The sequence below is a fragment of the Streptomyces sp. NPDC056600 genome (genome assembly GCF_042792855.1).
In the GTDB taxonomy this organism is placed as follows: domain Bacteria; phylum Actinomycetota; class Actinomycetes; order Streptomycetales; family Streptomycetaceae; genus Streptomyces.
Genome location: NZ_JBHTVQ010000012.1, coordinates 76,853 through 99,152, shown reverse-complemented (window position 1 = coordinate 99,152; position 22,300 = coordinate 76,853). Strand labels below are relative to the sequence as shown.

The following is a 22,300-nucleotide window of genomic DNA, read 5'->3' as shown; positions in this document are numbered from 1 at the left end:
CGATCGAACCCTAGGGGGCGGGCGTCAGCCCGGCGCAATCCGTTCACTCGATCGTGGACAAGTGCCCGGCGGAATCACGGAAAACGCACACCTCACCCGCACACCCGCCGGTCTGCGCCCGCCCGGTGCGCGCCCCGGAACCGCCGACGAGGGCCGGCATCATGGCGCACGGGCCGGCCGTGCACCGGGGGACGGCGGCTTCACGCGCCTGGAGTCGCGGCACTCGACCGACCACCCGACAACCCGGCGTCCTGCCGGGTGGCCGAGACGGGCCACGCCTTCGAGGGGGGCCGGAAGCCATCGGGCCGGGTGGTCGGACAGGGCGTCGCCGTCGTGCGGTTCGAACTCCGCACACACCCCGTCCGGCCACCCGGCCGCGACAGTGGTCTCCTCGTTGCCCGGACTCCGCGGTTCATGCCCGGAAAACGGAACGAATTTGTTCAGATCCCGGGACCGGCTCCCCGGATCGGGACCGGAAGGAAAAAACCGTCACCCGTTCGGAGGACGGTTGGAACTCACGCATTTCGACGCTCGTTGGCGGAACAAGCGTCGAACTCCTGTGGGCGGCAGGGTGCCGGACAGGAGCTCTGCGATTGGCGCGGGGTCGTTCCGGCCCCGCCTGCGTGGAGGGAGTACCGACCGTGACGGACCTCAGCGACCATCCACTCGCCCACAGAACGGTACTGACCGTTCCCGATGCCGAGACGCTCTTCGCGGACGTGCGCCGTACCAGTGCCCGGTGGCTGCTGGGCAGGTACGGCGCCGCGCCACTGGAACCCGGCCGGCACCGGCTGGACCCGGCCACGGTGCTGACCAACCAGACGGCATGTCTCCCCGACGGCTCCGAACGTGCGATACGCCTCCAGCTGCGGGAGGAGAGGGAGGAGGCGGTCTGGCGCACCACCATCACGGCCCTGGCCTCGGAGGACATGGCCGCGGTGTCGGTGGGCCTGGAGGTGTTCCCCGACGAGGGCGCCCGGCCACGGGCGGGGCGGCCCAAGCTGGTGCGGGACCTGGTGGCGGCGCTGCGGCCGGAGGACGGGTCGGCCCGGCTGACGCTGGACGCGCAGTGCGTGGAGGCCGGTGGCGTCGAGACGCTGATGGACGTGCTGTGCGACCCGGAGCGCCGGCTGCCCGTCGTGGTGGCCGCCGATCCGGTGCGGCCCCCCGTCGACGGACTGTGGTCGGAGCGGCTGGAGCGGATCGTCCGGCAGGCCGCGGGAGCCGCCTCGCTGTACCGGCTGGCCGACCTGGAGGCGGTGGACGCCTTCCGGGAGGCGATAGGCGAGGACCACGGGGTGGCCCCGGGAGCCGTGCGCACGTACCTGACCGACGTCGATCCCGCCTGGGGCAAGGACGCCTCACGGCACCGGCTCCTGACCGCCGCCCGGATGTGCGACGCGGAGGACCGCGCCTGGTTCGGCATGGTGCGCGCCGTGCAGCGCCTGTCCACCGCGGCGCCGCTGCCCCGCCCGCTGCGGAGGGTGCTCTTCCCCGACGAGACCGCGCGACGGCACGGCGGGCGGGAGCACGGGCGGCCGGGCATCGGGCGGGGTGCCGCCGTACCGGTCCTGCCGCCACCGCCGGACACGCCGCCGCCGTCGTCCACGGACCCGGACGAGGCGGCCCGGCTGCGCGGGGAGGCTGAGGATCTGCGGGCCGAACTCGATCGGGCCCGCGAGGAGTTGCGGCAGGCCCGGCTGGACGCGGAGCTGTCCGCGCGCAGCCTGGCGGCGCTGGAGGAGCAGCGGGACCGGGCCGTCTCCCAGGCCGAGGAGGACATGGAGACGGCGCTGCGCGCGATGGACGGCGAGGAGGCCGCCAGGGCCGAGGTGTACGTCCTGCGCGAGCGGCTGTGCGGGGAGGGCCGGTACGAGGAGACGGTCGTCAAGGAGGCGGCCGGCGCCCCCGACTCGTTCGCCACGGTGTGGGAGCGCCTGGATTCCCTGGACGGCGTCCTGGTCACGGCGGACGCCCAGCGGGCCCTGGAGCTCGACGACGCGCAGCGCGGCCACATCTGGGCGGCCAAGGCGTGGAAGGGGCTGCGGGCCCTCAACTCCTACGCCAGGGCGGCGAAGGACGGCTTCAAGGGCGGTTTCTACCAGTACTGCTCCTCGCCGCAGTCGGGCGGCGAGTGGCCGCGCAAGCAGGTGGCGCTGGTGGAGTCGGAGACGACCATGAACAGGTGGGGCGAGGAGCGGATCTTCCCGGTGCCGGCGGGGGTCGACGCCTCGGGCATGGCGGAGATGCAGTCGCACCTGAAGATCGACAGCAAGGGGAGCACCTCGCCGCGCGTGTACTTCCTGGACGACACCAAGGGGATCACGGGCCGGGTGATTGTCGGGTACATAGGCGCGCACCTGACCAACACCCGGACCAACTGAGCCCCGGACCGGCCGAGGCAATTGAGTCGCGGGCCGCCGCGGTTGGGGCGGGAGGCCGCGGAACGAGGCCGCGTCGGACGGGGAGTCTGAGCGCCGGGAAGCGGGGCAGACGGAAGGCACGGGCGGTGGCCACGGCTTCAGGGACGCGGGGCCGCCGCCCGCCCGGGACGACGCATACACAACAACGACCCACAACCGAACAAGGAGTGGCCCCCATGCTCGCGATAGCCGGTGCCGTGCTGTTCGTCATCGCCTTCCTGATCAACGCCACCGAGCTGGACACCAACGCCGTGTTCAGCTCCGGCAACCTCACCCTGCTCGGCCTCGCAGCCGTCGCCCTGCACCTCGCGGGACTGGGCGGCCGCCGCACCCGCTGACGCCGCCCGCGCGGCGCCCCCGCTCTCGCGTTCACGGCCCCGCCCGCCCCCGCTCGGCCCGCCCTCGTTCCCGCCTTCCCCGGCGGTTCAGGCGGCCAGCGCGTGCCGGGTGCGGGCCGTGACGCGTCGCGCCAGGCCGAGCGAGAGCGCCGAGGCGGTCACGCCCGCGACCAGGGCCGTCCACCACAGCACCGCCGGACCGGCCGCCGTGTAGAGCAGGACGCCCACGGTCAGCGCGGTGAAGCGGGCGACGCCCCACGTCCAGTTCAGGGCGCCCTGGTAGCGGCCGCGGGCGTGCGGCGGGGCCAGGTGCGAGATCACGGTGGCGCTGATGCCGGCCACCACCACCTCGCCCAGCGACCAGACCACCACCGAGACGACGTACCCGGCGACACCGTCGGCCAGCCCGGTCATCGCCACCCCCACCGCGACCAGCACGCTGCCCGCCGCGTGCACGGACAGCTGCGGCAGGTGGGCGAGCCGGGTGGTCACCAGCGGCTGGAGCAGCACCACCAGCGCCGCGTTGACCGCCCCGAGCGTCCCGTAGACCGTGGGGGACAGCCCGCTCCCGCTGATCGCCAGCGGCAGCGCGGCCTCGGTGAGCGCGTACACGAAGGACTGGACGCCCAGCACCGGCAGCACCAGCAGCATGAGCCGGTCCCGCACCACGATGCCGTACCCGACGCCGGCCCCGCCGGCGCCCTTCACCCCGGCCCCGGCCCCGGTGGCCGCCGCGCCGGCCGCACCCGCCGCGGCCGCCGCCTCAGGCCCGCCCGTCGCCGTCGCCTCGGCCGCCACGACACCGGTCGCGTCCGCCCCGTGCCCCTTCCCCTTCGCGGGCCGGGTCTCCCGCAGGCGGGTCGCCACCACCAGGGCGTACGCCAGCATCGACGCGGCGTCGACGGCGAACAGCAGCCAGTACCCGTGCGCCGCCAGGAATCCGCCGAGCACGCCGGCGATCGAGGTGCCGATGTTGATCCCCCAGCCGAACAGCGCGTACGCCTGCCTCCGGTGCGGCCCTTCCACCGAGTCGGCCATCAGCGCGTAGACGGCCGGGGAGACCATCGCGTTGGTGGCGCTGACCAGCAGCGCGGCCGTCGCCATGAGGGCGACGCCCGGCGCCAGGAAGAGCGCGCCCTGCGCGGCCGCGGTGCCGACGAGCCCGATCAGCATGGTCGGGCGGCGGCCGATCCGGTCGGCGAGCAGCCCGCCGACGGCCGGGCCCAGCAGGCCGCCCGCGCCGAGCGCGCCGAGGATCAGTGACGTCTCGGCGCCGGTGATGCCCCGGGAGGCGAGGAAGAAGACCAGGAACGGCGTGACCATGCAGCCGATCCGGTTGATGATCGTGCCCGCGAAGAGGGTCCGGACGGTCGCGGGGAGGCCGCGAAGGGTGGAGAACATGTGAGGAGGCTGTCCCTGGTCACCGCCGTGTCCCTATTGATTAAGCTCAGACCGAATCCAACGGACTTGCGGGGATCGCGCCGGTGATCGGACAGGTCGGGCCCGCCCGCGTGACGCGACGGGGGTTGCGTGGAAGCAGAGCTCACCTTCTCGGCGACGGACCTGGCGCAGACCCGCTTCGCCGTCTCCCCCATGTGGGAGGTGGTCACCAGCTTCCGGCTGCTGTCCGCCGGGACCGAGCCGCCGCCGTACCGGAGCTGGCTGGCCCAGGTGCGTCCGCGGGTCCGTGAGGCCGGGCTGGACCAGGGCTGGCTGGCCGCGCTGGTGCCGCCGCGGAACTACCTCGCCGACTTCCTCACCCCGCTGCCCGCCGCACCGTTCGCCTCCCTGGCCGAGGAGCTCGACGCGATCCGCGGCACCGACCCGGCCCGGGTCCGGGCGGACGTGGCGTGCCTGCTGGACGCGGACCCCGAGCCGCGCGCCGAGGTCCGGCTGCGGCTGCTGGAGAGGGCCCCGGAGGCCGCTCTGGACAAGCTCACCACGGAGATCGAGACCTACTGGGAGGCGGCGCTCGCCCCCTACTGGGCCCGCATCCGCAAGCTGCTGGAGGCGGACGTCTTCCACCGCGCCCGGCAGACCGCCGAGCACGGCTCCGCGCACGTCCTCAACGACCTGCACGACTCCGTGCGCTGGGACGACGGCGCGCTGCGGCTGCTGCGCCGTCAGGCCGGGCTCTCGCGCACCGGGTCCGGCCCGGGCCTGCTGCTGGTCCCCTCCGCCTTCACCTGGCCCGGACCGCTGACCCGCGCGGTGCCGCCCGAACCGCCGCAGGTCGCCTACCCCGCCCGCGGCGTGGGCCTGCTGTGGGAGGGGCGCACCACCGCCTCCACCGACGCGATCGCCGCCGTCCTCGGCCGCTCCCGCGCCCTCCTGCTGGCCGAGCTGGACGTCCCCGCCTCCACGACCGACCTCGCCCAGCACTGCGGTCTCTCCCCCGCCGGGGTCTCCCAGCACCTGACCGCGCTGCGCGACGCCGGCCTGGTCACCGCCCACCGCAACGGGCGCTCCGTCCTCTACGCCCGCACCGCCGTCGCGGACGCCCTGCTGTGTCCCCCGTCAGCGTGAGGGCCCCCGGGGCGCCTGGCGCCTGGCCCCCTGTCGACGCCCCCGGTCGACCGGCGGCCCGGCCGTGCCCCGGCGCCGCCCGTGACACGCGTCACCCGAGGGTGGCTGGAGGAATGATCGCGTCCTGGTGCGAGTTGGACAGCCGGGCAACGGCACACGGTCGCCTCGTCCCCAGCAGCACCAGTACCAGCAGCAGTGAGCAGCGCCCGGAGGATCCATGGAGACCGCGTCCACCCGCCCCCGCCCGACGTCGCCGTCGGCCTCGTCGTCACCCGAGATGAACGGGGAGCACGCTCCGCCGGGCGCGGAGACCTCCCCCGGCACGCCCGCCGCCCCCGCCGCCCCCGCCGACGGCAAGCTCCCCCGCAGCCACTTCACCCTGATCGCGCTGCTGCTGGTCGCCGCGTTCGTCGTCATCCTCAACGAGACGACCATGGGCGTGGCCCTCCCGCCGATCATGGAGCACTTCGGCGTCTCTGCCGGTGTCGGGCAGTGGCTCACCACCATCTTCATGCTGATGATGGCCGTGGTCATCCCCATGACCGGCTTCCTGCTGCAGCGCCTGGGCACCCGCGTCTCGTTCCTCATAGCCATGGGGCTCTTCACGGCGGGCACCGCGCTGGCCGCGCTCGCCCCGACGTTCGGCGTCCTGGTCCTGGCCCGTGTGGTGCAGGCCAGTGGCACGGCCGTGATGCTGCCCCTGCTGATGACCACCGTCATGAACCTGGTGCCGCCGTCCCGCCGCGGCCGCTTCATGGGCAACGTCTCGCTCGTCATCGCGGCCGCCCCGGCGCTCGGCCCCGTCATGTCGGGCGCGCTGGTCGAGCCGCTCGGCTGGCGCGGCATCTTCGGCGTCATGCTGCCGATCGCGGCCGTCTCCCTGATCCTCGGCGCGCTGATGGTGAAGGACGTCTCCGAGCGGAGCCGGCAGAAGCTCGACCTGCCCTCCGTCCCGCTGAGCGCGCTCGGCTTCGGCGGCCTGGTCTACGGTCTGTCCGCGATGGGCGAGGGCGGCGGCGCCCCCGTCCACCCCGCGATCCCGATCGCCCTCGGCGTCCTGATCCTGGGTCTCTTCACGTTCCGCCAGGTCCGCCTGCAGCGCACCGACGACGCCCTGATGGACATGCGCGCCTTCCGCGCGCCCGGTTTCTCCAAGGCGCTCGCGGCGATGTCCGTCGCCGCCCTCGGCATGTTCGGCGCGCTGATCCTGCTGCCGCTGGTCCTCCAGGAGGCCATGGACCTGGACCCGCTCTCCACCGGCCTGATCGTGCTCCCCGGCGCCATCTCGATGGGCCTGCTCGGCCCGGTGGTGGGCGGCTGGTACGACCGCGTGGGCCCCCGCCCCCTGGTCGTCCCGGGTTCGGTCCTCACCGTCCTGTCCATGCTCGGCCTCTCCACCGTCGAGCCGGACAGCTCGTGGCTGCTGGTCCTCGCCTCCCACGTCGTGCTCTGCCTGGGCCTGGCCATGATGTTCACCCCCCTCTTCACCACCGCCCTGGCCGGCCTCACGCCCTCGCTGTACTCCCACGGCTCGGCGGCCTTGAACACGGTCCAGCAGGTCGCCGGCGCGGCCGGCACCGCCCTGTTCGTCGCCCTCTTCTCCGCCCGCAGCGAGTCCCTGGCCGACCAGGGCGTCCCCACGGCGGAGTCCCTCACGGGCGGCGCGCACCTGGCCTTCCTGGTCGGCGCGGGCGTCCTCGTCGCCGGCCTCCTCATCGGCCTCACCCTCCGCCGCCCCGAGGGCACCACCCCGGCGGTGACGGGCGGCCACTGAGCCTCCTCCTGCCCGCGCTCCCTCACTGCCCTCCGGCAGGTGCTGACCTTCCGCCCGCCCCGGCCTCCCGGGGCGGGCGGACAGCGTCGTGCCGGGTGGTGCCGGGTGCCGCTGTCCGCCCGGGTGCCTAGGGTGAGCGACGCAAGGCCGTCGGCGGGTTCCCCGGCGGGACAGGCACGGACGAAGCCGGCGGGGGTGCCAGGTGCACTGGTGGAGCAGGGATCCCGAGACGCGCGAGCAGTGGGTGCTCGACCCACTGTCGGGAGTCGGACCGTTGCGGTTCGGCATGAGCCCGGCGCAGGTGCTCGCAGTGATGGGCGAGGAAACGCTCAGCATGTCGCAGTCCACCCAGGACCGGGAGGTCGTGCACGGGTTCGGCGGTGGCGGCGTCACCGCGATCTACGCGCCGGAGCCGGAGCGGCGGTCCGAGGCTCGCCTGGTCGCGGTGGAGGTCGACATGCCCGTCGGGCCGAGGGTACGGCTGGGCGACATCGAACTGATCGGCCGGGTTCCGTCCGAGGTGCGGGCCGACCTCGAGCGGCTGGCTCGAGCACAGGGTGCGGAGGTCCGGCGGAACTGGAGCGGCGACCCGGAGATCACCACGTGGGGGTTGTCCATGGGCACGTCGCGGGAACTCCCGTGGACACCGGACGGGTATGGATCACCGACGGACCGGTTGGTCACCAACGCGCTCGTGGTGTCCAGGGACCTGGCGGACAGCCCGTACGACACGGCTGCGGTGACTGCCTGGCGCGATGTTCGCGACCGGGGGACCAGCCCGGGGACATGGCCGTTCACCCCTCTCCCGGAGCGCCCGCGCTGGACGGGGAAGCCCTTGGAAGCAGTGGGACCGTTGCGGTTCGGGATGAGCCCCGAACAGGTGGCCGCCGCCCTCGACGGCGCGGCCCCGGCCGCCCGGCGTGGCGCCTTTCCCCGGCCGTGGCACGGGCCCGGCAACTGGTACCTCACCGACGACGAGTTCCCCACGGCCGGTGTCACCGCGCACTACGCGCAGCGCGAGGGCGGACCCACTCTGGCCGCCGTGACGGTCCACGGCCGCACCGGGCCCCAGGTCGAACTGGAAGGCACCGAACTGGTCGGCCGCGTACCGTCAGCGGCCGACACCGCACTGGACGACCTCGCGGAGCGGAAGAACTGGAGCCTCGTCATCGGCTGCTCGGGCGATCTCGGATCCGACGAGCCGAACGTGCACCTGAAGGCGGAGAGAGCCGGCGACGCCCTGGTCAGCGGGGTCAGGTTCTGCGCCGCCGACTGGGAGGAACACGGGTGACCGGTGCCGGCCGGCCCTGGCGGCCAGGCCGACCCGGGCGGGGGTAGGTGTCCGTCCGTTGCAGGTGAGCCGTGAATGTGCCGCTGGGGCAGCGCATTCGGGACTCACCTTTGGCATACACCTACCCGTCCGCCGCGGCTACGCGCCCGACGGGGCGGACGCGGCGACGTCGGGGGACGGCGCCTTCTGGAAGGTGACCTCCACACGGCGGTTCTTACGGCGGCCCTCCTCCGTCGTGTTGTCGGCGATGGGGTAGTCCTCGCTGTAGCCGCGGACCTCGTAGTTCACGTCCGGGCCCAGGGTCACGGCGAGTTCGCGCTGGACCTGGTCGGCGCGGTCCTTGGACAGCTTCTCGCCGTGCGCGTAGCTGCCGAGGTTGTCGGTGAACCCGAAGACGCGGACGGTGGTGGCCTGCTGGCCCTTGATCTCCTCCGCGATCGCCGCGATGCGGGACTTCGCCTCGGGGTTCAGGCGGGAGCTGTTCTTGGGGAACAGGACCTCGGCCTGGAGGGCGAGCGTGACGGTCTGGGGGGTGTCCTCACGGCGTTCCTCGCCGCCGAGGTCCTCGACGACGGACTTGATGTCCAGCACCTTGGCGGGCGCGAGCTTCGCGCCCGCCTCCAGCCGGAGCCCGGACGCACCGCCGTCCACCTCCGGCGGCGCGGCGGAGCTCACGGACCCGGGGGGTTCGCTGGGTCCGCCCTCGTCGGCGGAGGCGGGGGTGCCGGTGAGGGTGAGAGTGACGAACACGGCGAGGGTGGTGACGGTGACTGCGACGGGGGTGGGGCGGGGGGTGGGTGGCATGGCTACTCCCCCCCGGACAGTGAGAGGGTGGCCGGGGGCAGCCCGCCTACCTGGAAGTTCACGTCGCTGGTCTCCTCAGGAGGAGCAGGGAACTGGGCGAACCATTCAGTGGTCTGCCCGGCATCGATGCCGCCCGTGAATCGCGTGCACAGGCACTGCCCTTCGGTGTCCCGCAGGACCAGGTACTTCTTCTTGCCGGCATTGTCGACCAGGCTCGCCCCCGCCATTGATCCGGCATTACGGGCCAGCTCGCGCTCGTTGCCCCGCCACTCCCCCATGCCCTTCGCGCTGCTCGAGTTGTTGGTGACGGTCCCTTCCACAGTGACGAAGCCACCGCCGTCGCGCTTCGCTGAGGTGATCTGCAAGGTGACCCCGTCCCCCTTGACCTCGGCCAAGACCTCTTCCAGAGCCTGGGAGGGAGTCCTCTTGTCATTGCCCTTGGCGGAGGAACGGGTGGGGTCTGCAGTCTTGGCCTTGTCGTCGCCGCCATCGCTACAGGCAGCGAGGGTGAGCAGCAGTGCCGCTGCGACAGAAGTGGCCGACAACGTGGCGCGCCCGAAGATGGGGTGCCGATGCATTACTGGTCCTCTCATTCTGCAAGGTATACGGCGAACAGGTCAGACCCGTCCGGGAGATCATCCGGTTCGAAATCCTTGGGATCGATGGTCACGATCTGCCCGTCGCAATCCAGCTCCACGGCTTCGGCAGGCTCCGCATCGGAGTCGAACATGCACCGAGGCTCGATCACTGCCGTCGCTGTCGCCTTGGCCCGCATTCCTTCCGTGCCGGGGATAACGGAGTCTCCTACGGACGAGGCCATTTGCACAGCGACCTCGAACGCGGGGTATCCGCGAACAGACGTTGCGCTAGGACCAGCTGTAACGGTCGCTCCGTTCTCGGCCGCCAAAGCTTGTGCGGTTGCCTGGCCTGCGAGGCCTAGCTCACCGTCGCCGTCGAGCCAGCGGAGCCAGTCGTCCCCGTCCTGCAGAGCCAGCAGGAGACCGTCCATCAGGTCGTCGCGAGCGCTCTGCGCCGCCCCGAGCGCGGCGGCGTCAGCAGCGGTCTGAGCAGAATTCCGCGCTGAGGCAGCTTGGGCAAAGGCGAAGAAGGCAAGCCCGGCGAAGAGAAGAATGGTCGTCAGCCAGATGTACAGCGGGAGGGATTGCCCCGCGTCGATTGCGGCACGGGATTCCGTCAGCCGCCGATGACGTCGTTCACCGCGTTCAGTATGGCGTCGGAGATCAGGCTGTCGAGTGCCAGACCGTCGATCAGGACGAAGATCCCCGCCACGATGATCAGCAGCCCCGCGTACTCCACGAAGCTGGCTCCCCGGTCCCGTTCCGGGCCGCGTAGGCGGGCGAGGGTGGTCAGGGTCCAGGTGTGCAGTCGGGTCATGGCTGTCCTCCAGGTGATGGCGTCGTGTCGCTGCTGCTGCCCGGGGTGACGTGGTCATTCGCCCCCCAGGATGGATCCGATGCCGGTGGCTGTGCCGAGGAACATGCCCGTGGCGATGAGGATCAATGTCGCCGGGAGCATGAACAGCAGGGTCACCAGCGTGGCTTTGGGGATCGTCTTGGCGGCGCGGCGGCGGGCGTTCTGCGCGTCGGTGCGGCGCATGTCCGTGGCGATCTGGATGAGCGTCTCGGCGATGGGGGACCCCAGCTCCTCGCCCTGCTGCAGCGCGGAGACGAACTGGGCGACCTGTTCGGAGTCGTTGCGGCGGCGCAGTTCGTCGAAGGCCTGGCGGCGCGGGACGCCCATGTCCATCTGCCGCAGCGTGATGCGGAGTTCGTCGGCCCAGGGCCCCTCGTACCGTTCGGCGACGCGGTCGAGCGCCTGGCGGAAGGCGAGGCCGGCGGAGACGACGACCGCGAGGACGTCGAGGAAGTCCGGCAGCGTGCGGTCGATGACCTCGCGGCGTTCGCGGACGGCCTGCCAGATCTGGGCGTCGGCGGCGAGGAGGCCGAAGGCCAGGGACAGGAGGGCCATCGGCCAGGACGCGTTGGTCGCGAAGACGAGGAACATGAACGCGCCGAAGAGGCCGTAGACGGCGCGCCGCGCGGCGTAGCGCTGGAGCGTAAGGCCGCCAGGGTTGCCGGCCATGTCGATGCGGCGCCGCTTGGCGTCGGCGCGGCGGGGGCCCATGAGGCGCAGGACGGTCGGGGCGAAGCGCATGCCGAGGCGGTCGACGGCGGAGTCACGGCGGCCGACGCGGGTGGAGCCGACCTCGAGGGCGAGGGCCAGGTCGTCGGGGAGGGCGGCCTCGGAGCGCAGCAGGCGGATGCCCTGGACGAGGCCCACGGCGGCGAGGGCCGTCAGGAGGGCGAGACCGAGAGGCAGGAGCGAGGACGGCGTCATGGGTCACACCTCGATCTTTCCGAGGCGGCGGATGGCGAGGAAGCCGACGACGTACAGGCCGAGGGCGAGCAGGACGAGGGCCTGGCCGACCGGGGAGCCGGTGACGCGGGCCAGCGCGCCCTCGTTGGAGGCGTCGACCAGGAGGAGGGAGCCGATGCCGAGGGCGGGGACGGTCAGGGCGGTGGCGTTGACCTCGGAGAGCATCGTGCGCACCTCGCGACGGGTCTCCTTGCGCTCCTCGAGGGTCTTGGTGAGGTTGCGGAGGGAGGAGACGACGGAGCCGCCCGCCTTGTTGGACAGCACCAGGGTGGTGACGAGGACGACGAGTTCGCGGGAGGGGAGGCGTTCGGCGAGTTCGCCAAGGGCGTCGTCGATGGACCGGCCGAGGGTCAGCTGGTCGGCGACGCGGGCGAGTTCGGAGCCGGCCGGGTCGTCGAGCTCCTCCGCGGCCATGGCGAGGGCGGTGCGCAGGGCGAGGCCGGCGGCGGTGGCGTTGGCGATGAGGCGGGCCACGTCGGGGAGCTGGTTGATGAACGCCTCGATGCGGCGCTGCCGCTGCCAGTTGAGATAGACGCCCGCGGACCACAGGGCGACGAAGGCGGCGATGGGGCCGAAGAAGGGGGCGAGGGCGGCGGAGGCGACGAGCCACAGGGCGAGCGCGGCGCCGCACGCGTACGCGGCGAACTCCCCCACCGTGACGTCCAGGCCGGTGGCGGCCAGCCGGAGCTGGACGGCACGGCCGAGGCGGGTGCGGCGCAGGCGGCGGTCGACGGCGGTGAAGCGGCGGGGTCGGCCACCGACCAGGCCGACGGCGCCCTGTTCGGCTTCCAGGCGGTCGACCAGGGCCTGGCGCTGGGCGCGGCCGGAGGCGTAGACGTGGACGCCGGCCACCGCGAGGAGGCAGGCGAGCAGTGTCGCGCCGAGCGCCAGGAGGGACCCGTTCACGTCAGCGCCTCCCGGGTGTTGCGGGAGTCGAGCGCGTCGGTGACGCCGTAGGCGGGCGGGACGGACTCGTCGGCGAGGAACAGCTTGTCGGCGGCCTCCCGGGGCAGCGGCAGGTGCTGGTAGTGGCCGCGGACCACGCGGTCGGGCCCCATCGGCTGCGGCACGAAGCGGGAGACGGTGGCGATGCGGTACGGCTGGCGTCCGCGGGAGATCAGCAGGGCGATCTCGACAACGCGGCGGGTGCCGTCGGCCTGCCGGGCGAGCTGGACGACGACGTCGACGGCGGAGTTGATCTGGTCGGTGAGCGCCTCGAAGGGGATGTTGACCTCGGACATGGACCCGAGGGTCTGCAGGCGCATCAGCGCGTCCTCGGCGGTGTTGGCGTGCACGGTGGCGAGCGAGCCGTCGTGGCCGGTGGACATGGCCTGGAGCATGTCGAGGGTCTCGCCGCCGCGGACCTCGCCGACGATGATCCGGTCGGGCCGCATGCGCAGGGAGTTGCGGACCAGGTCGCGGATGGTGACCTGGCCCTTGCCCTCGATGTTGGCGGGACGGGACTCCAGGCGGATGACGTGGCTCTGCTGGAGCTGGAGTTCGGCGGAGTCCTCGATGGTGATGATGCGCTCGTGCGAGGGGATCAGGCCGGACAGCGCGTTCAGCAGGGTCGTCTTGCCGGAGCCGGTGCCGCCGCTGACGATGACGTTGAACCGGGCGCGGACGAAGGCGGCGAGGAGCAGCAGCATCTGCTCGTCGAGGGAGCCGAGGCCGATCAGCTCGGGGAGCGTGTAGGCGCGTGGGAAGCGGCGGATGGTGAGGGTGGGGCCGGTCAGCGCGAGCGGCGGGATGATCACGTTGACGCGCTCGCCGGTGGGCAGGCGGGCGTCGACCATCGGGTTGGACTCGTCGACGCGGCGGTTGACCGTGGAGACGATGCGCTCGATGGTCTGCATCAGCTGGTCGGCGGAGGCGAAGCGCAGCGGCAGGTGTTCGACGCGGCCGGCCCGCTCGACGAAGACCGAGTCGGGGCCGTTGACCATGATCTCGGTGATCGACGGGTCGGCGAGGAGCGGTTCGAGCACGCCCAGGCCGAGGGCCTCGTCGACGACGCGGCGGATCAGGCGGGCGCGTTCGGTGGAGGAGAGGACGGGGCCCTCGCGGCTGATGATGTGGCCCAGGACGCGTTCCAGGCGCGTGCGGCGCTCGGTGGCGTCGAGGGCGGACATCTCGGCGAGGTCGATCTCCTCGAGGAGCTTGGACCGGTAGACGGCGACGAGGTGGTTGTCCTCGCGGTGGCCGTCGGCGGCGCCGCCCTGGCCGGGGAGGGCGGACGGGGCGCCGTCGGGGCCGTTCGCGGCGGTGAGGCGGGAACGCAGGCTCATGGGGCGGGTCTCCTTCCTCGGTCAGCCGCCGGAAGCGGCGGTGCGGTCGGTGGGCATGGTGGCCTCGCGGGTGATGTCCCAGCCGTCGCCGAGCAGCGGGATGACGGACGGGACGTGCACGGTGACGCGGGCCGTGGTGGTCTCGGCGCCGGGGGCGGTGCTGACGGCGGGGTCGAGCCAGGAGCTCACGGCGGCGGCCCCCACGGCGGCCCCGTCGCCCTCCTGGGAGGCGGCGCGGGCCGCGGCCCGGGCGGCGGTGCCGGCCTGGTTGGCGCCGTAGCCGACCAGGCCGAGCTGGAGGGCGGCCATCGCGATCACGAGGAGGACGGGGAGGTAGCCGGCAAGCTCCAGGGAGGACACCCCGCGGTCACCGCGTCCGCGCGGCGTCGAGGAGCCGGGGCCGCCCGCGCGGCGGAACCGTGCCGGGGCCAGGGAGCGCGCCACGGAACGGGTCACCCGAGGTCACCCCCCTCCAGTGCCGCCCCCGCCGTGCCGTCCACGGACCAGCCCGCGTCGACGCCAGGGAAGAAGAGGGGCACGTCCGCGTGGACGGTGGCGCGCATCAGGTCGCCCTCGGGGGCGCACCGGATCTCCGCGCCGCTCCAGGCGTCGGGGAGGTGCCTGGTCCCCGCGGCGGAGCAGGCGCCGGCCCAGTCGCCGTGCACGGCGTGCGCGGCGGTGGCGGCGCGGGCGGCCTCGTCGGCGGCGTTGCCCGCCAGGGAGAACGTGTAGCCCCACAGCACCGCCTGCCAGAGCAGGCCCATCACGACGAGCAGGATGGGGAAGATCCCGGCGAACTCCAGCGTGACGGAGCCGCGGTCGCCCGCGCCGCGGCGCAGGGCGATGCCGTTGCCGGGCTTGCGGCGTCGCCCGCGCGCCGCGGCCTCGTCCTCCGGCGCGGCGGCGACCAGGCCGAGTTCGCCCGCCAGCGTCCACAGGGCGCGCTTGACGGAGGACTTGGCCTCCAGGTCCTGGAGCCGGCCGGCGTCCACCACGGCGGACAGTTCCTTGTACGCGGCGGGCACGTGGGTCGTGGCGGTGCGGGTGCCGGTGACCCGTTCGACGAGCTGGGGGTTGATCTCCGCGCCGCGGGCGTGCCGGTTGACGACGGTGAGGGTGTCCTCGGCCTTGCGGATCTGGAGCCGGTCCCAGAGACGGACCATGCGCTTGGCGGCGCGGACCGCGATGACGTCGGGCGTGACGACCAGCAGCGCGTGGTCGGCGGACTCCACGGCGGCGGCGGTGGCGGCGTCCATCCGGGCGCCGCAGTCGAGGACGACCACGTCGTAGCGGGAGCGCAGCACGGACAGGACCTGGCGGGCGGTACGGTCGCCGACCTCCTCGCCGCGCTCGCCCTCGGCGGGGGCGAGCAGCAGGGCGATGCCGGAGTCGTGCGTGTAGATCGCGTCCTGGAGGACCCGCGGGTTGATGTCGTGGATGCCGGCCAGGTCGGCGACGGACCGCCGGTACTGGACGTCCAGGTAGGAGGCGACGTCGCCGGACTGCAGGTCGAGGTCGACGAGGGCGACGGTGCGGCCGGAGGCGCGGGCGGCCAGCGCCAGGTGGACGGCGGTGACGGTGGCGCCGACGCCGCCCTTGGCCCCGGTGACGGTGACGACGGTGCCGCCCGAGCCGCGGCCGTACGGGTCGGCGCCCGAGCCGGCGGTGAGGTGGCGGCGCATCCCGGCGGCCCAGGAGGCCGCGGCGTGCACCCGCTCGGCGAGCCCTTCGGGGGTGAGCGGCAGGGTGACGACGCCGCGGGCGCCGGAGTCCATGGCGGCGGTGAGGGTGGTGGAGGAGGAGTCGGCGGTGATCAGCACGACGCCGACCGCCGGGTGGCGCAGCACGATCTCCCGGATCAGCTCCAGGGCCGGCACCGGGCCGATCCGTTCGTGGACCAGGACCACCTCGGGCAGCTCGTCCACCGACTCGGCGGCGCCCGCGCCGAGGGCGTCGAGCAGGGTGGCCGAGTCGTGTACGGGCAGGGCGGGCACGACCTCGGGCAACTGGTCGAGGAGGGCGGCGAGAGCGCGGGCGGAGTCGACGTCTCCCACGGCGGGGAGGATGCGGACGGTCATCGACGGCCCCTCACTGCTTGTCCTGCTCGAGGGTGTACGTCCGGTCGGCGGGCGGCACGGAGGTGTCGTCGCCGCCGGCCACCAGGGCGAGGCGCACGTGCTCGGCGAACGACTCGGCGTACGCGACGCGTTGGGCGTCGGAGGTGGAGAGGGCGAAAGTGATCGGCACGGCCTCGGTGGCGGTGCGGCGGTTCGGGCCGCTGCCGTCGGGCTCCAGGGCGGTCAGCTTGCCGACGTCGATGACGCGGGCGTTCTGCACGATCAGGCGCGACTGGTCACGGCCGCGGTCCTCGCCCTCGAAGGTGGCGAAGATGTTCACCCGCGCGCCGGTGGTGATCTTTCCCGCGACGCCGGTGGAGGCGTCGATCATGATGGCGATCTCCTGCTGCCCGCGCTGGAGTTCGGGGCGGTCGACCACCATGTCCGACTGGAGCAGGGAGCCTTCGCGGAGCGTCGTGACGGCGATCTTCCCGCGGATCTTCGAGAGGTCGGTGACGGCGGTGCCGGACAGCCAGCGCTTCGGCATGCTGATCTTCTCGAACTGGCTGGGGCTGAGCTCCTGGTACGGCGCGACGTCCGCCTTCAGCCGGTAGGCGGTCACCTCGGGACCGACCTTCGACTTCACGTCCCTGACCACGGCGAGCACTCCGGCGAACGCCGCGATGGCGGCTATCGCCGAGAGGACCAGCAGCAGAACGCCGCGGCGCTGGCGGGAGTTCACGGTCTGTTTCACCTCGTGGGTCGGGAACGGTGGTTCGGGTCGGACGGGGCGGGCGGCGGAGCGTGCGAGACGGGGCGGGGCGGGGATCGGTCAGGGCGAGCGTGGCGGCGGCGGTTCCTGCGGCGGGGGGCCGGGGTGGCGGTCGGGTCGGGGCGGACGGTCCTCGGTGCCGGGGTCGGCGCCGGGGATCACCGGTCCGGTACCCGGGGTGGGCCCGGACGTGCCTGTCTCCGTGATGTCCCTGTCCGTGCGCCCGACACCGTGTCCCAACGGCCGCACGGGGCCGAACCCGTCCCCCGCCGCGGGACGCGGCCGGACCCCGGCGCCGTCCTGCGTCCCCTGCGACGCGGGCCCGTGCACGGCGCCCTCCCCGGGGAACGTCCGGGAAGGGTGCCCGGCCCCCGGGGCGCGGCGCGACAAGTCCCCGGCAGCCCCCGCCCCCGGAACACGGCCGGGGTGCGGCACGGAACCGGTCGGTGCCGGACCTAGACCCCCGTGGGCGGCACCAGGGTGGGCGCCGGGGGCGGCCGAGGGGTGCCCAGGCCCGGGGGGCGGACCGAAGCGGGGGCCGGGTGCGGCCGGCCTGGCCCCGGGACCCGTGAGCGGACCGACGCGCGAGTCAGGCGCGGTCGGCGCGGACCCAGGACCCGAGGGCGGACCGAAGCGGGCGTCAGGTGCGGTCGGCGCAGGGCCGGGACCGAGGGCGGGACCGAAGCCGGGGTTGTGCCCCGCCGGTACGGAACCGGGACCGGAACCGGAGCCCGGACCGGAACCGGAGCCCGGACCGGAACCGGAGCCCGGACCGGGCCGGTGGCCCGGTGGGGCCGAAGCGGAACCCGGAGCGGGACGCCCACCGGGCGCCGCCCCCGCGGAACCGGGACCGGAGGCCGGACCCGAGCCCGAGCCCGGCACCGTCGAAGCGGAACCCTGCACGGGACGTGCGCCCGGCCTTGTCGGCGCGGAACCCGGCCCGAGGCCGATGTTGGGCGTCGTCGACGCGGAACCAGGACCCGAGGGCCCACCGAAGCGGGCGTCAGGTGCGGTCGGCGCAGGGCCGGGACCGGGAGCAGGGCCGGGCCGCGAGCCGGGGGCGGCCGGGCCGGGACCTGGCCGCGGGCCGGGTCCCCCGGAAACAGAACCGGAGCGGGCACCCTGCACCCCTGGCGCCGCACCGGACCGCGCACCCGGCACCCCCGGCCCCGCACCCGGCCGCGGAGCCGGTATCGGACGGAGTCCCTCGGGCCCGGTGGGACGCGGCGCGCCGCCGCCCGGGCCTATGGCGGCCGCGGGCCCCGCCGGACGCGTGAGGGGTGCGGGCGCGGCGGAACCCGGCCGCACCGCGCGCGCCCCGGCCCCGGCAACCGCACCGCCCCCGGTGCCGGCACCCACCACCGCACTCCCCGTCCCGCTGTGCGTGAGCGCGGGGAACTCCGGCGGCGGCGCGAGCGGTGAGGCGCAGAAGGCGCAGCGGTCCCCGATGATCTCGAGGCCGCACCACCGGCACCGGTCCCGCCGCACGGAGGAGACGAGCTGGTAGAGCACCGACACGTCGGGCAGCCCGGCGGCGAACTCGACCAGCTTGGCCGTCCCCCACCAGGACGCCGACTCCGCCGGCACCGGCACCGTGGAGAAGTGCTGGACGCGCCAGTCGGGGGCGAGCGTGGAGCCGACCCAGTCGGAGGGGGTGCCGCTCCCGAAGCCCGCGCCGGTCGCGGCGACCATCCGCGTGGCGAACTCCGGCCCCGGCAGCCGGTCCTCGCCGCCCACCCGCACCAGCGAGGGTCGCGGCGTCGCGAGGACCGCGAACTGCGCGCCCGGCAGCCAGGACCTGGCGTGCGCCGTCATCGTGACCGGCACGTGGTCAAGCCGGGTCACGGAGCTGAGCAGCGCGCCCGACCAGATGTAGTGGGCGAGCAGCCGCGCCGCCGAGGCGAGCACCCCGGGTCCGAAGTCGCAGACGCTCAACTGCCGTAACTGCTGGACCAGTACCGCGACGCCGAGCGGCGGGAGGTCCGCGGCGACGATGGCCACCCGGTCGGTCTCCAGCAGCGAGCGCGCGGTGTGCAGCCGCCGCACGACGGCCGGGTCGGTGACCGCGGGGTGCACGGCGACGACGTAACCCTGCTGCTCGACCATCGAGTTGAGCTCGTAGACCGTCTCCTCGACGGTCGCCCGCGGCTGGAGGACCGCGGGCGGGGTGTGCCGGTCGCCGGCGGGGAGTACCAGGCCGGAACCGGACACGCTGATGGCAGTCGGCACCGCTCCACCCTCCCCCGTCGCCCCCGTCTTCACGTGCGCAGCGCTTTCACCAGCACGATATCCCCGGGTTACGGCCTCCGACACCTGCTTGGCGGAGATCGTCTCAAGCGGGACCTGTCCGGTGATCGCGGCGTGTCGGCATATACGCCAACTCGCGTACGCGCGCGTGAAGTTACGGTGCCGCCGCGGCTCTTGACACCGGCATTGGTCTGGACCAAGTTGGTCTAGACCGGTTGGAACGCGCCGCGGGATCCGGCCATCCCGGCCCGATTCCGCCCCGGCGACCCCCGCCATCCCCGTCCCACGAAACACCGTCACGCCAAGCACCAAGCACCACGCACCACGCACCACGCACCACGCACCACGCACCACGCACCAAGCACCAAGCACGAGTCCCCGCCCCACGTTCCCCCTCACACGCAGGGAGCCCCCATGAAGCTCACGCGTCCCACCCTCACCTCTCCCCAGGCGAGACCCCGGATACTCGCGACCGTCCTGACCTCCGCGCTCGCCCTCGCGGGCACCGCCCTCGCCGCCGGCCCCGCGGCCGCCGCCGACGTGAACAACATGCGCAACGGCGGCTTCGAGTCGGGCCTCACCGACTGGACCTGCTCGGCGGCGAGCGGCGCGTCGGTGACCTCCCCGGTGCACGGCGGCTCGCGCGCCCTCAAGGCCACCCCGGCGGGGCAGGACAACGCCCGCTGCAGCCAGGTGGTCGCGGTGAAGCCCGGTTCCACCTACACGCTGAGCACCTGGGTGCAGGGCGGCTACGCCTACCTGGGCGTCACCGGGACCGGCACCACGGACGTCTCCACCTGGACCCCGGACTCCGGGGCGTGGAAGGAACTGCGCACCACCTTCACCACGGGCGCCAACACCACGTCGGTGACCGTCTACACCCACGGCTGGTACGGCCAGGCCCCCTACTACGTGGACGACTTCTCCGTCTTCGGCCCCGACGGCGGAGGCGGCGGGGGCGGCGAGCCGGAGCAGCCCGCGATCCCCGCGGCCCCGGCCGGACTGACGGTCTCCGGCACGACCTCGTCGTCCGTCTCCCTCACCTGGAACACCGTGCAGGGCGCGACCGGCTACACCGTGTACCGGGGCGGCACCAAGGTGGCGACCGCGACCGGCACCTCGGCGACCGTCACCGGGCTCAGCGCCTCCACCGCGTACTCCTTCCAGGTGACCGCGAGCAACGCGGCGGGCGAGTCCGCGAAGTCCGCCACGGTCAACGCGACCACCCAGCCCACCGGCACCGGAGGCGGCGGCAACCTGCCCAAGCACGCGGTGACCGGGTACTGGCAGAACTTCAACAACGGCGCCACCGTGCAGACGCTGGCCCAGGTACAGAGCCAGTACGACATCATCGCGGTCGCCTTCGCCGACGCCACCGCCACGCCGGGCACCGTCGACTTCACCCTCGACTCGGCCGGCCTGAACGGTTACACCGAGGCCCAGTTCAAGGCCGACATCCGCGCCAAGCAGGCGGCCGGCAAGAAGGTCGTCATCTCCGTCGGCGGCGAGCTCGGCGCGGTGCGGGTGGCCGACTCGACCTCCGCGACCAACTTCGCCAACTCCGTGTACGCGCTGATGCAGGAGTACGGCTTCGACGGCGTCGACATCGACCTGGAGAACGGCCTCAACGCGACCTACATGACGCAGGCGCTGCGCTCCCTGTCGGCGAAGGCCGGACCGAACCTGATCATCACCATGGCCCCGCAGACCATCGACATGCAGTCGACCTCGGGCACCTACTTCCAGACGGCGCTCAACATCAAGGACATCCTGACCGTCGTCAACATGCAGTACTACAACAGCGGTTCCATGCTGGGCTGCGACGGCAAGGTGTACTCGCAGGGTTCGGTGGACTTCCTCACCGCGCTGGCCTGCATCCAGCTGCAGGGCGGGCTCGCGCCCTCCCAGGTCGGCATCGGCGTCCCGGCCTCCACCCGCGGCGCGGGCAGCGGCTACGTCTCGCCGACGATCGTCAACAACGCCCTGGACTGCCTGACCAAGCTCACCAACTGCGGCTCCTTCAAGCCCTCCAAGGCCTACCCGGACCTGCGGGGCGCGATGACCTGGTCGACGAACTGGGACGCCACCGCCGGCAACGCCTGGTCCAACGCCGTCGGCCCGCACGTCCACGGTCTCGGCTGATCCCCCCCACCGCCCCTCAAGCCCCGCCTCCACACCTCCCCCCGCCAGGAGGCGGGCACCGCCCCCGCAGCGCCACACGGCTGCGGGGGCGGTCACGTTTCCGGAGACCGGACGGGGTGCGGGGCGTTCAAGCGGATCCGGGCCGCGGTTGAGCGCCGCCCCCACGGGCTCCGACCCACCTCACCCGGCCACCGGCCGGCGCGGGGCGGGGATCCCCGCCGGACGGCCTCCCGCTCCCAGCAGTGCCGCCCCCAGCGGGGTCAGCGTGTGCAGGACCGAGCCGGCGTGCCGGTGACTGAGCAGCAGACCGGTGTTGCGCAGGGCGGTGGCGTGCTGGCTGGCGGAGGACGCGGACACCCCGGCCAGGCGGGCGAGTTCGCCCGTGGTGGCCCCCGCGCCGCCGGCGGCTGCGAGCAGCACCGCGGCGCGGGTGCGCCCCAGCAGCACCGCGAGCGGCTTTCCGCCGGTGAACTCCGTGAAGTCCGGCGTCCCGTGGGACTCGTGGACGAGCGGGTACACCAGGACGGGCTCCAGTGCCGGGTCGGCGTAGGCCACCGGGTTGCCCCAGCAGTAGGAGGAGGGGATCAGGCGCAGCCCCCGACCCCGCAGGAAGAGGTCCCGGTCCACCGGGTACCGGACACTGAGGACCGGCGCGTCCCAGCTCACCCGGTCGCCCAGCCCTCGCAGCAGCCCGTCGACGCCGTCCGCGAGCACCTCACGGGCGTGCCGGGCGGCCCGCGCCTCCACGCAGGCCTGCGCCCGGTCGCCGTGCGGCGCGACGACCGCGTCGTGGTAGGCGCGCAGCGCCCGGGCCAGCCCGTCGCGGACGTCCCGCTCGGCCAGGTGGGACACCCAGGCGGGAGCTCCGCCGGGCAGGGCCGACGCGCCGACCTCGCGCAGAACCCGCTCCGGTGTGGTGTCCACGATCGCCCGCAGCCCGGCGTCCAGCCCGTCGGCGGACTCGGGCGGGGTGAGGAAGTCGGGGAAGTACCCGGCCGGCGGGACGAGCGGCATGAGAAGCCCCCGCACGGTGCGGGCCAGACCGCTCTCCCGAAGGCGCTCCAGGGCCGTCCTGCGCCACGGTGCGAAGGCCAGGCGTCCCTGGCCGGGGGCCGCCCGCAGGCGGTGCAGGCTCAGGCACGCCTCCCACAGCGGGTCGGGGGCGGCCGACAGCCGGACCCGTGCGAGATCTGCGTCGGTGAAATGGATGCGAAGCATGCGCGTCTCCCGGTCTTCCTGCGCTT

The 22,300-nt window shown here is 73.6% G+C and carries 19 protein-coding genes and 1 pseudogene; 7 read left to right on the top strand and 13 right to left on the bottom strand.

Annotation, left to right across the window (positions count from 1 at the left end):
* The first annotated feature begins 641 nt into the window (after positions 1–641).
* Complete coding sequence (locus ACFRAV_RS09310) at positions 642–2,384, top strand: hypothetical protein (protein WP_382553019.1); 1,743 nt, start codon at positions 642–644, stop codon at positions 2,382–2,384.
* Positions 2,385–2,599: 215 nt separating this feature from the next.
* Positions 2,600–2,761 carry a hypothetical protein gene (locus tag ACFRAV_RS09305; RefSeq protein ID WP_170145095.1) on the top strand — a complete coding sequence of 54 codons (162 nt, stop codon included), beginning with the start codon at positions 2,600–2,602 and terminating at the stop codon, positions 2,759–2,761.
* 87 nt (positions 2,762–2,848) lie between these two features.
* Here the strand turns inward: ACFRAV_RS09305 and ACFRAV_RS09300 are convergent, their stop codons facing one another.
* Positions 2,849–4,162, bottom strand: coding sequence for an MFS transporter (locus ACFRAV_RS09300; protein WP_382553016.1), 1,314 nt, complete (start codon positions 4,160–4,162; stop codon positions 2,849–2,851).
* 129 nt (positions 4,163–4,291) lie between these two features.
* Here ACFRAV_RS09300 and ACFRAV_RS09295 point away from each other — a divergent pair, with 129 nt between their 5' ends.
* The 3 genes from ACFRAV_RS09295 (at position 4,292) to ACFRAV_RS09285 (ending at position 8,352) form a co-directional block, all read left to right on the top strand.
* Positions 4,292–5,287 carry a DUF5937 family protein gene (locus tag ACFRAV_RS09295; RefSeq protein WP_382553013.1) on the top strand — a complete coding sequence of 332 codons (996 nt, stop codon included), beginning with the start codon at positions 4,292–4,294 and terminating at the stop codon, positions 5,285–5,287.
* Positions 5,288–5,504: 217 nt separating this feature from the next.
* On the top strand, positions 5,505–7,061 hold the full coding sequence (locus ACFRAV_RS09290) for an MDR family MFS transporter (RefSeq protein ID WP_382553010.1): 1,557 nt from the start codon (positions 5,505–5,507) through the stop codon (positions 7,059–7,061).
* 334 nt (positions 7,062–7,395) lie between these two features.
* The gene (locus tag ACFRAV_RS09285; RefSeq protein ID WP_382553007.1) at positions 7,396–8,352 is read left to right on the top strand and encodes a hypothetical protein; all 957 of its coding nucleotides are present in this window, start codon (positions 7,396–7,398) and stop codon (positions 8,350–8,352) included.
* Positions 8,353–8,490: 138 nt separating this feature from the next.
* Here ACFRAV_RS09285 and ACFRAV_RS09280 read toward each other — a convergent pair whose 3' ends face one another.
* From ACFRAV_RS09280 to cpaB, 11 genes and pseudogenes are all read right to left on the bottom strand, one after another.
* On the bottom strand, positions 8,491–9,156 hold the full coding sequence (locus ACFRAV_RS09280) for an OmpA family protein (RefSeq protein ID WP_382553005.1): 666 nt from the start codon (positions 9,154–9,156) through the stop codon (positions 8,491–8,493).
* A gap of 2 nt (positions 9,157–9,158) precedes the next feature.
* A complete protein-coding gene (locus tag ACFRAV_RS09275) occupies positions 9,159–9,734 on the bottom strand; it encodes a hypothetical protein (RefSeq protein ID WP_382553003.1) in 576 nt (191 codons plus the stop codon).
* A gap of 11 nt (positions 9,735–9,745) precedes the next feature.
* Positions 9,746–9,886, bottom strand: coding sequence for a hypothetical protein (locus tag ACFRAV_RS09270; protein WP_382553070.1), 141 nt, complete (start codon positions 9,884–9,886; stop codon positions 9,746–9,748).
* A 309-nt stretch (positions 9,887–10,195) separates the two neighbouring features.
* Positions 10,196–10,288: pseudogene (locus tag ACFRAV_RS09265) on the bottom strand (pilus assembly protein TadG-related protein); the annotation flags it as partial.
* 62 nt (positions 10,289–10,350) lie between these two features.
* Positions 10,351–10,551 carry a hypothetical protein gene (locus ACFRAV_RS09260; RefSeq protein ID WP_382553001.1) on the bottom strand — a complete coding sequence of 67 codons (201 nt, stop codon included), beginning with the start codon at positions 10,549–10,551 and terminating at the stop codon, positions 10,351–10,353.
* Positions 10,552–10,605: 54 nt separating this feature from the next.
* On the bottom strand, positions 10,606–11,514 hold the full coding sequence (locus tag ACFRAV_RS09255; protein ID WP_382552998.1) for a DUF5936 domain-containing protein: 909 nt from the start codon (positions 11,512–11,514) through the stop codon (positions 10,606–10,608).
* 3 nt (positions 11,515–11,517) lie between these two features.
* Positions 11,518–12,459, bottom strand: a complete 942-nt coding sequence (locus ACFRAV_RS09250; protein WP_382552997.1) for a type II secretion system F family protein — start codon at positions 12,457–12,459, stop codon at positions 11,518–11,520.
* Entirely contained in the window at positions 12,456–13,838 is a 1,383-nt protein-coding gene (locus tag ACFRAV_RS09245; protein WP_382552996.1) for a CpaF family protein, read from the bottom strand. Before ACFRAV_RS09245 ends, ACFRAV_RS09250 begins: the two co-directional genes overlap by 4 nt.
* A 21-nt stretch (positions 13,839–13,859) precedes the next feature.
* Positions 13,860–14,270 carry a TadE/TadG family type IV pilus assembly protein gene (locus ACFRAV_RS09240; protein ID WP_382553066.1) on the bottom strand — a complete coding sequence of 137 codons (411 nt, stop codon included), beginning with the start codon at positions 14,268–14,270 and terminating at the stop codon, positions 13,860–13,862.
* 20 nt (positions 14,271–14,290) lie between these two features.
* A complete protein-coding gene (locus ACFRAV_RS09235) occupies positions 14,291–15,916 on the bottom strand; it encodes a CpaE family protein (protein ID WP_382552994.1) in 1,626 nt (541 codons plus the stop codon).
* A 10-nt stretch (positions 15,917–15,926) separates the two neighbouring features.
* Positions 15,927–16,637 carry a Flp pilus assembly protein CpaB gene (gene cpaB, locus ACFRAV_RS09230; RefSeq protein ID WP_382552992.1) on the bottom strand — a complete coding sequence of 237 codons (711 nt, stop codon included), beginning with the start codon at positions 16,635–16,637 and terminating at the stop codon, positions 15,927–15,929.
* A gap of 1,579 nt (positions 16,638–18,216) precedes the next feature.
* Between cpaB and ACFRAV_RS09225 the strand changes: the two genes are divergently transcribed.
* Positions 18,217–18,543: a hypothetical protein gene (locus tag ACFRAV_RS09225; protein WP_382552990.1), complete on the top strand. Its 327-nt coding sequence runs from the start codon at positions 18,217–18,219 to the stop codon at positions 18,541–18,543.
* A gap of 785 nt (positions 18,544–19,328) precedes the next feature.
* On the top strand, positions 19,329–21,056 hold the full coding sequence (locus ACFRAV_RS09220; protein ID WP_382552989.1) for a chitinase: 1,728 nt from the start codon (positions 19,329–19,331) through the stop codon (positions 21,054–21,056).
* Positions 21,057–21,236: 180 nt separating this feature from the next.
* Here the strand turns inward: ACFRAV_RS09220 and ACFRAV_RS09215 are convergent, their stop codons facing one another.
* Positions 21,237–22,274, bottom strand: a complete 1,038-nt coding sequence (locus ACFRAV_RS09215; RefSeq protein ID WP_382552988.1) for an ArsR family transcriptional regulator — start codon at positions 22,272–22,274, stop codon at positions 21,237–21,239.
* Positions 22,275–22,300 lie beyond the last annotated feature (26 nt).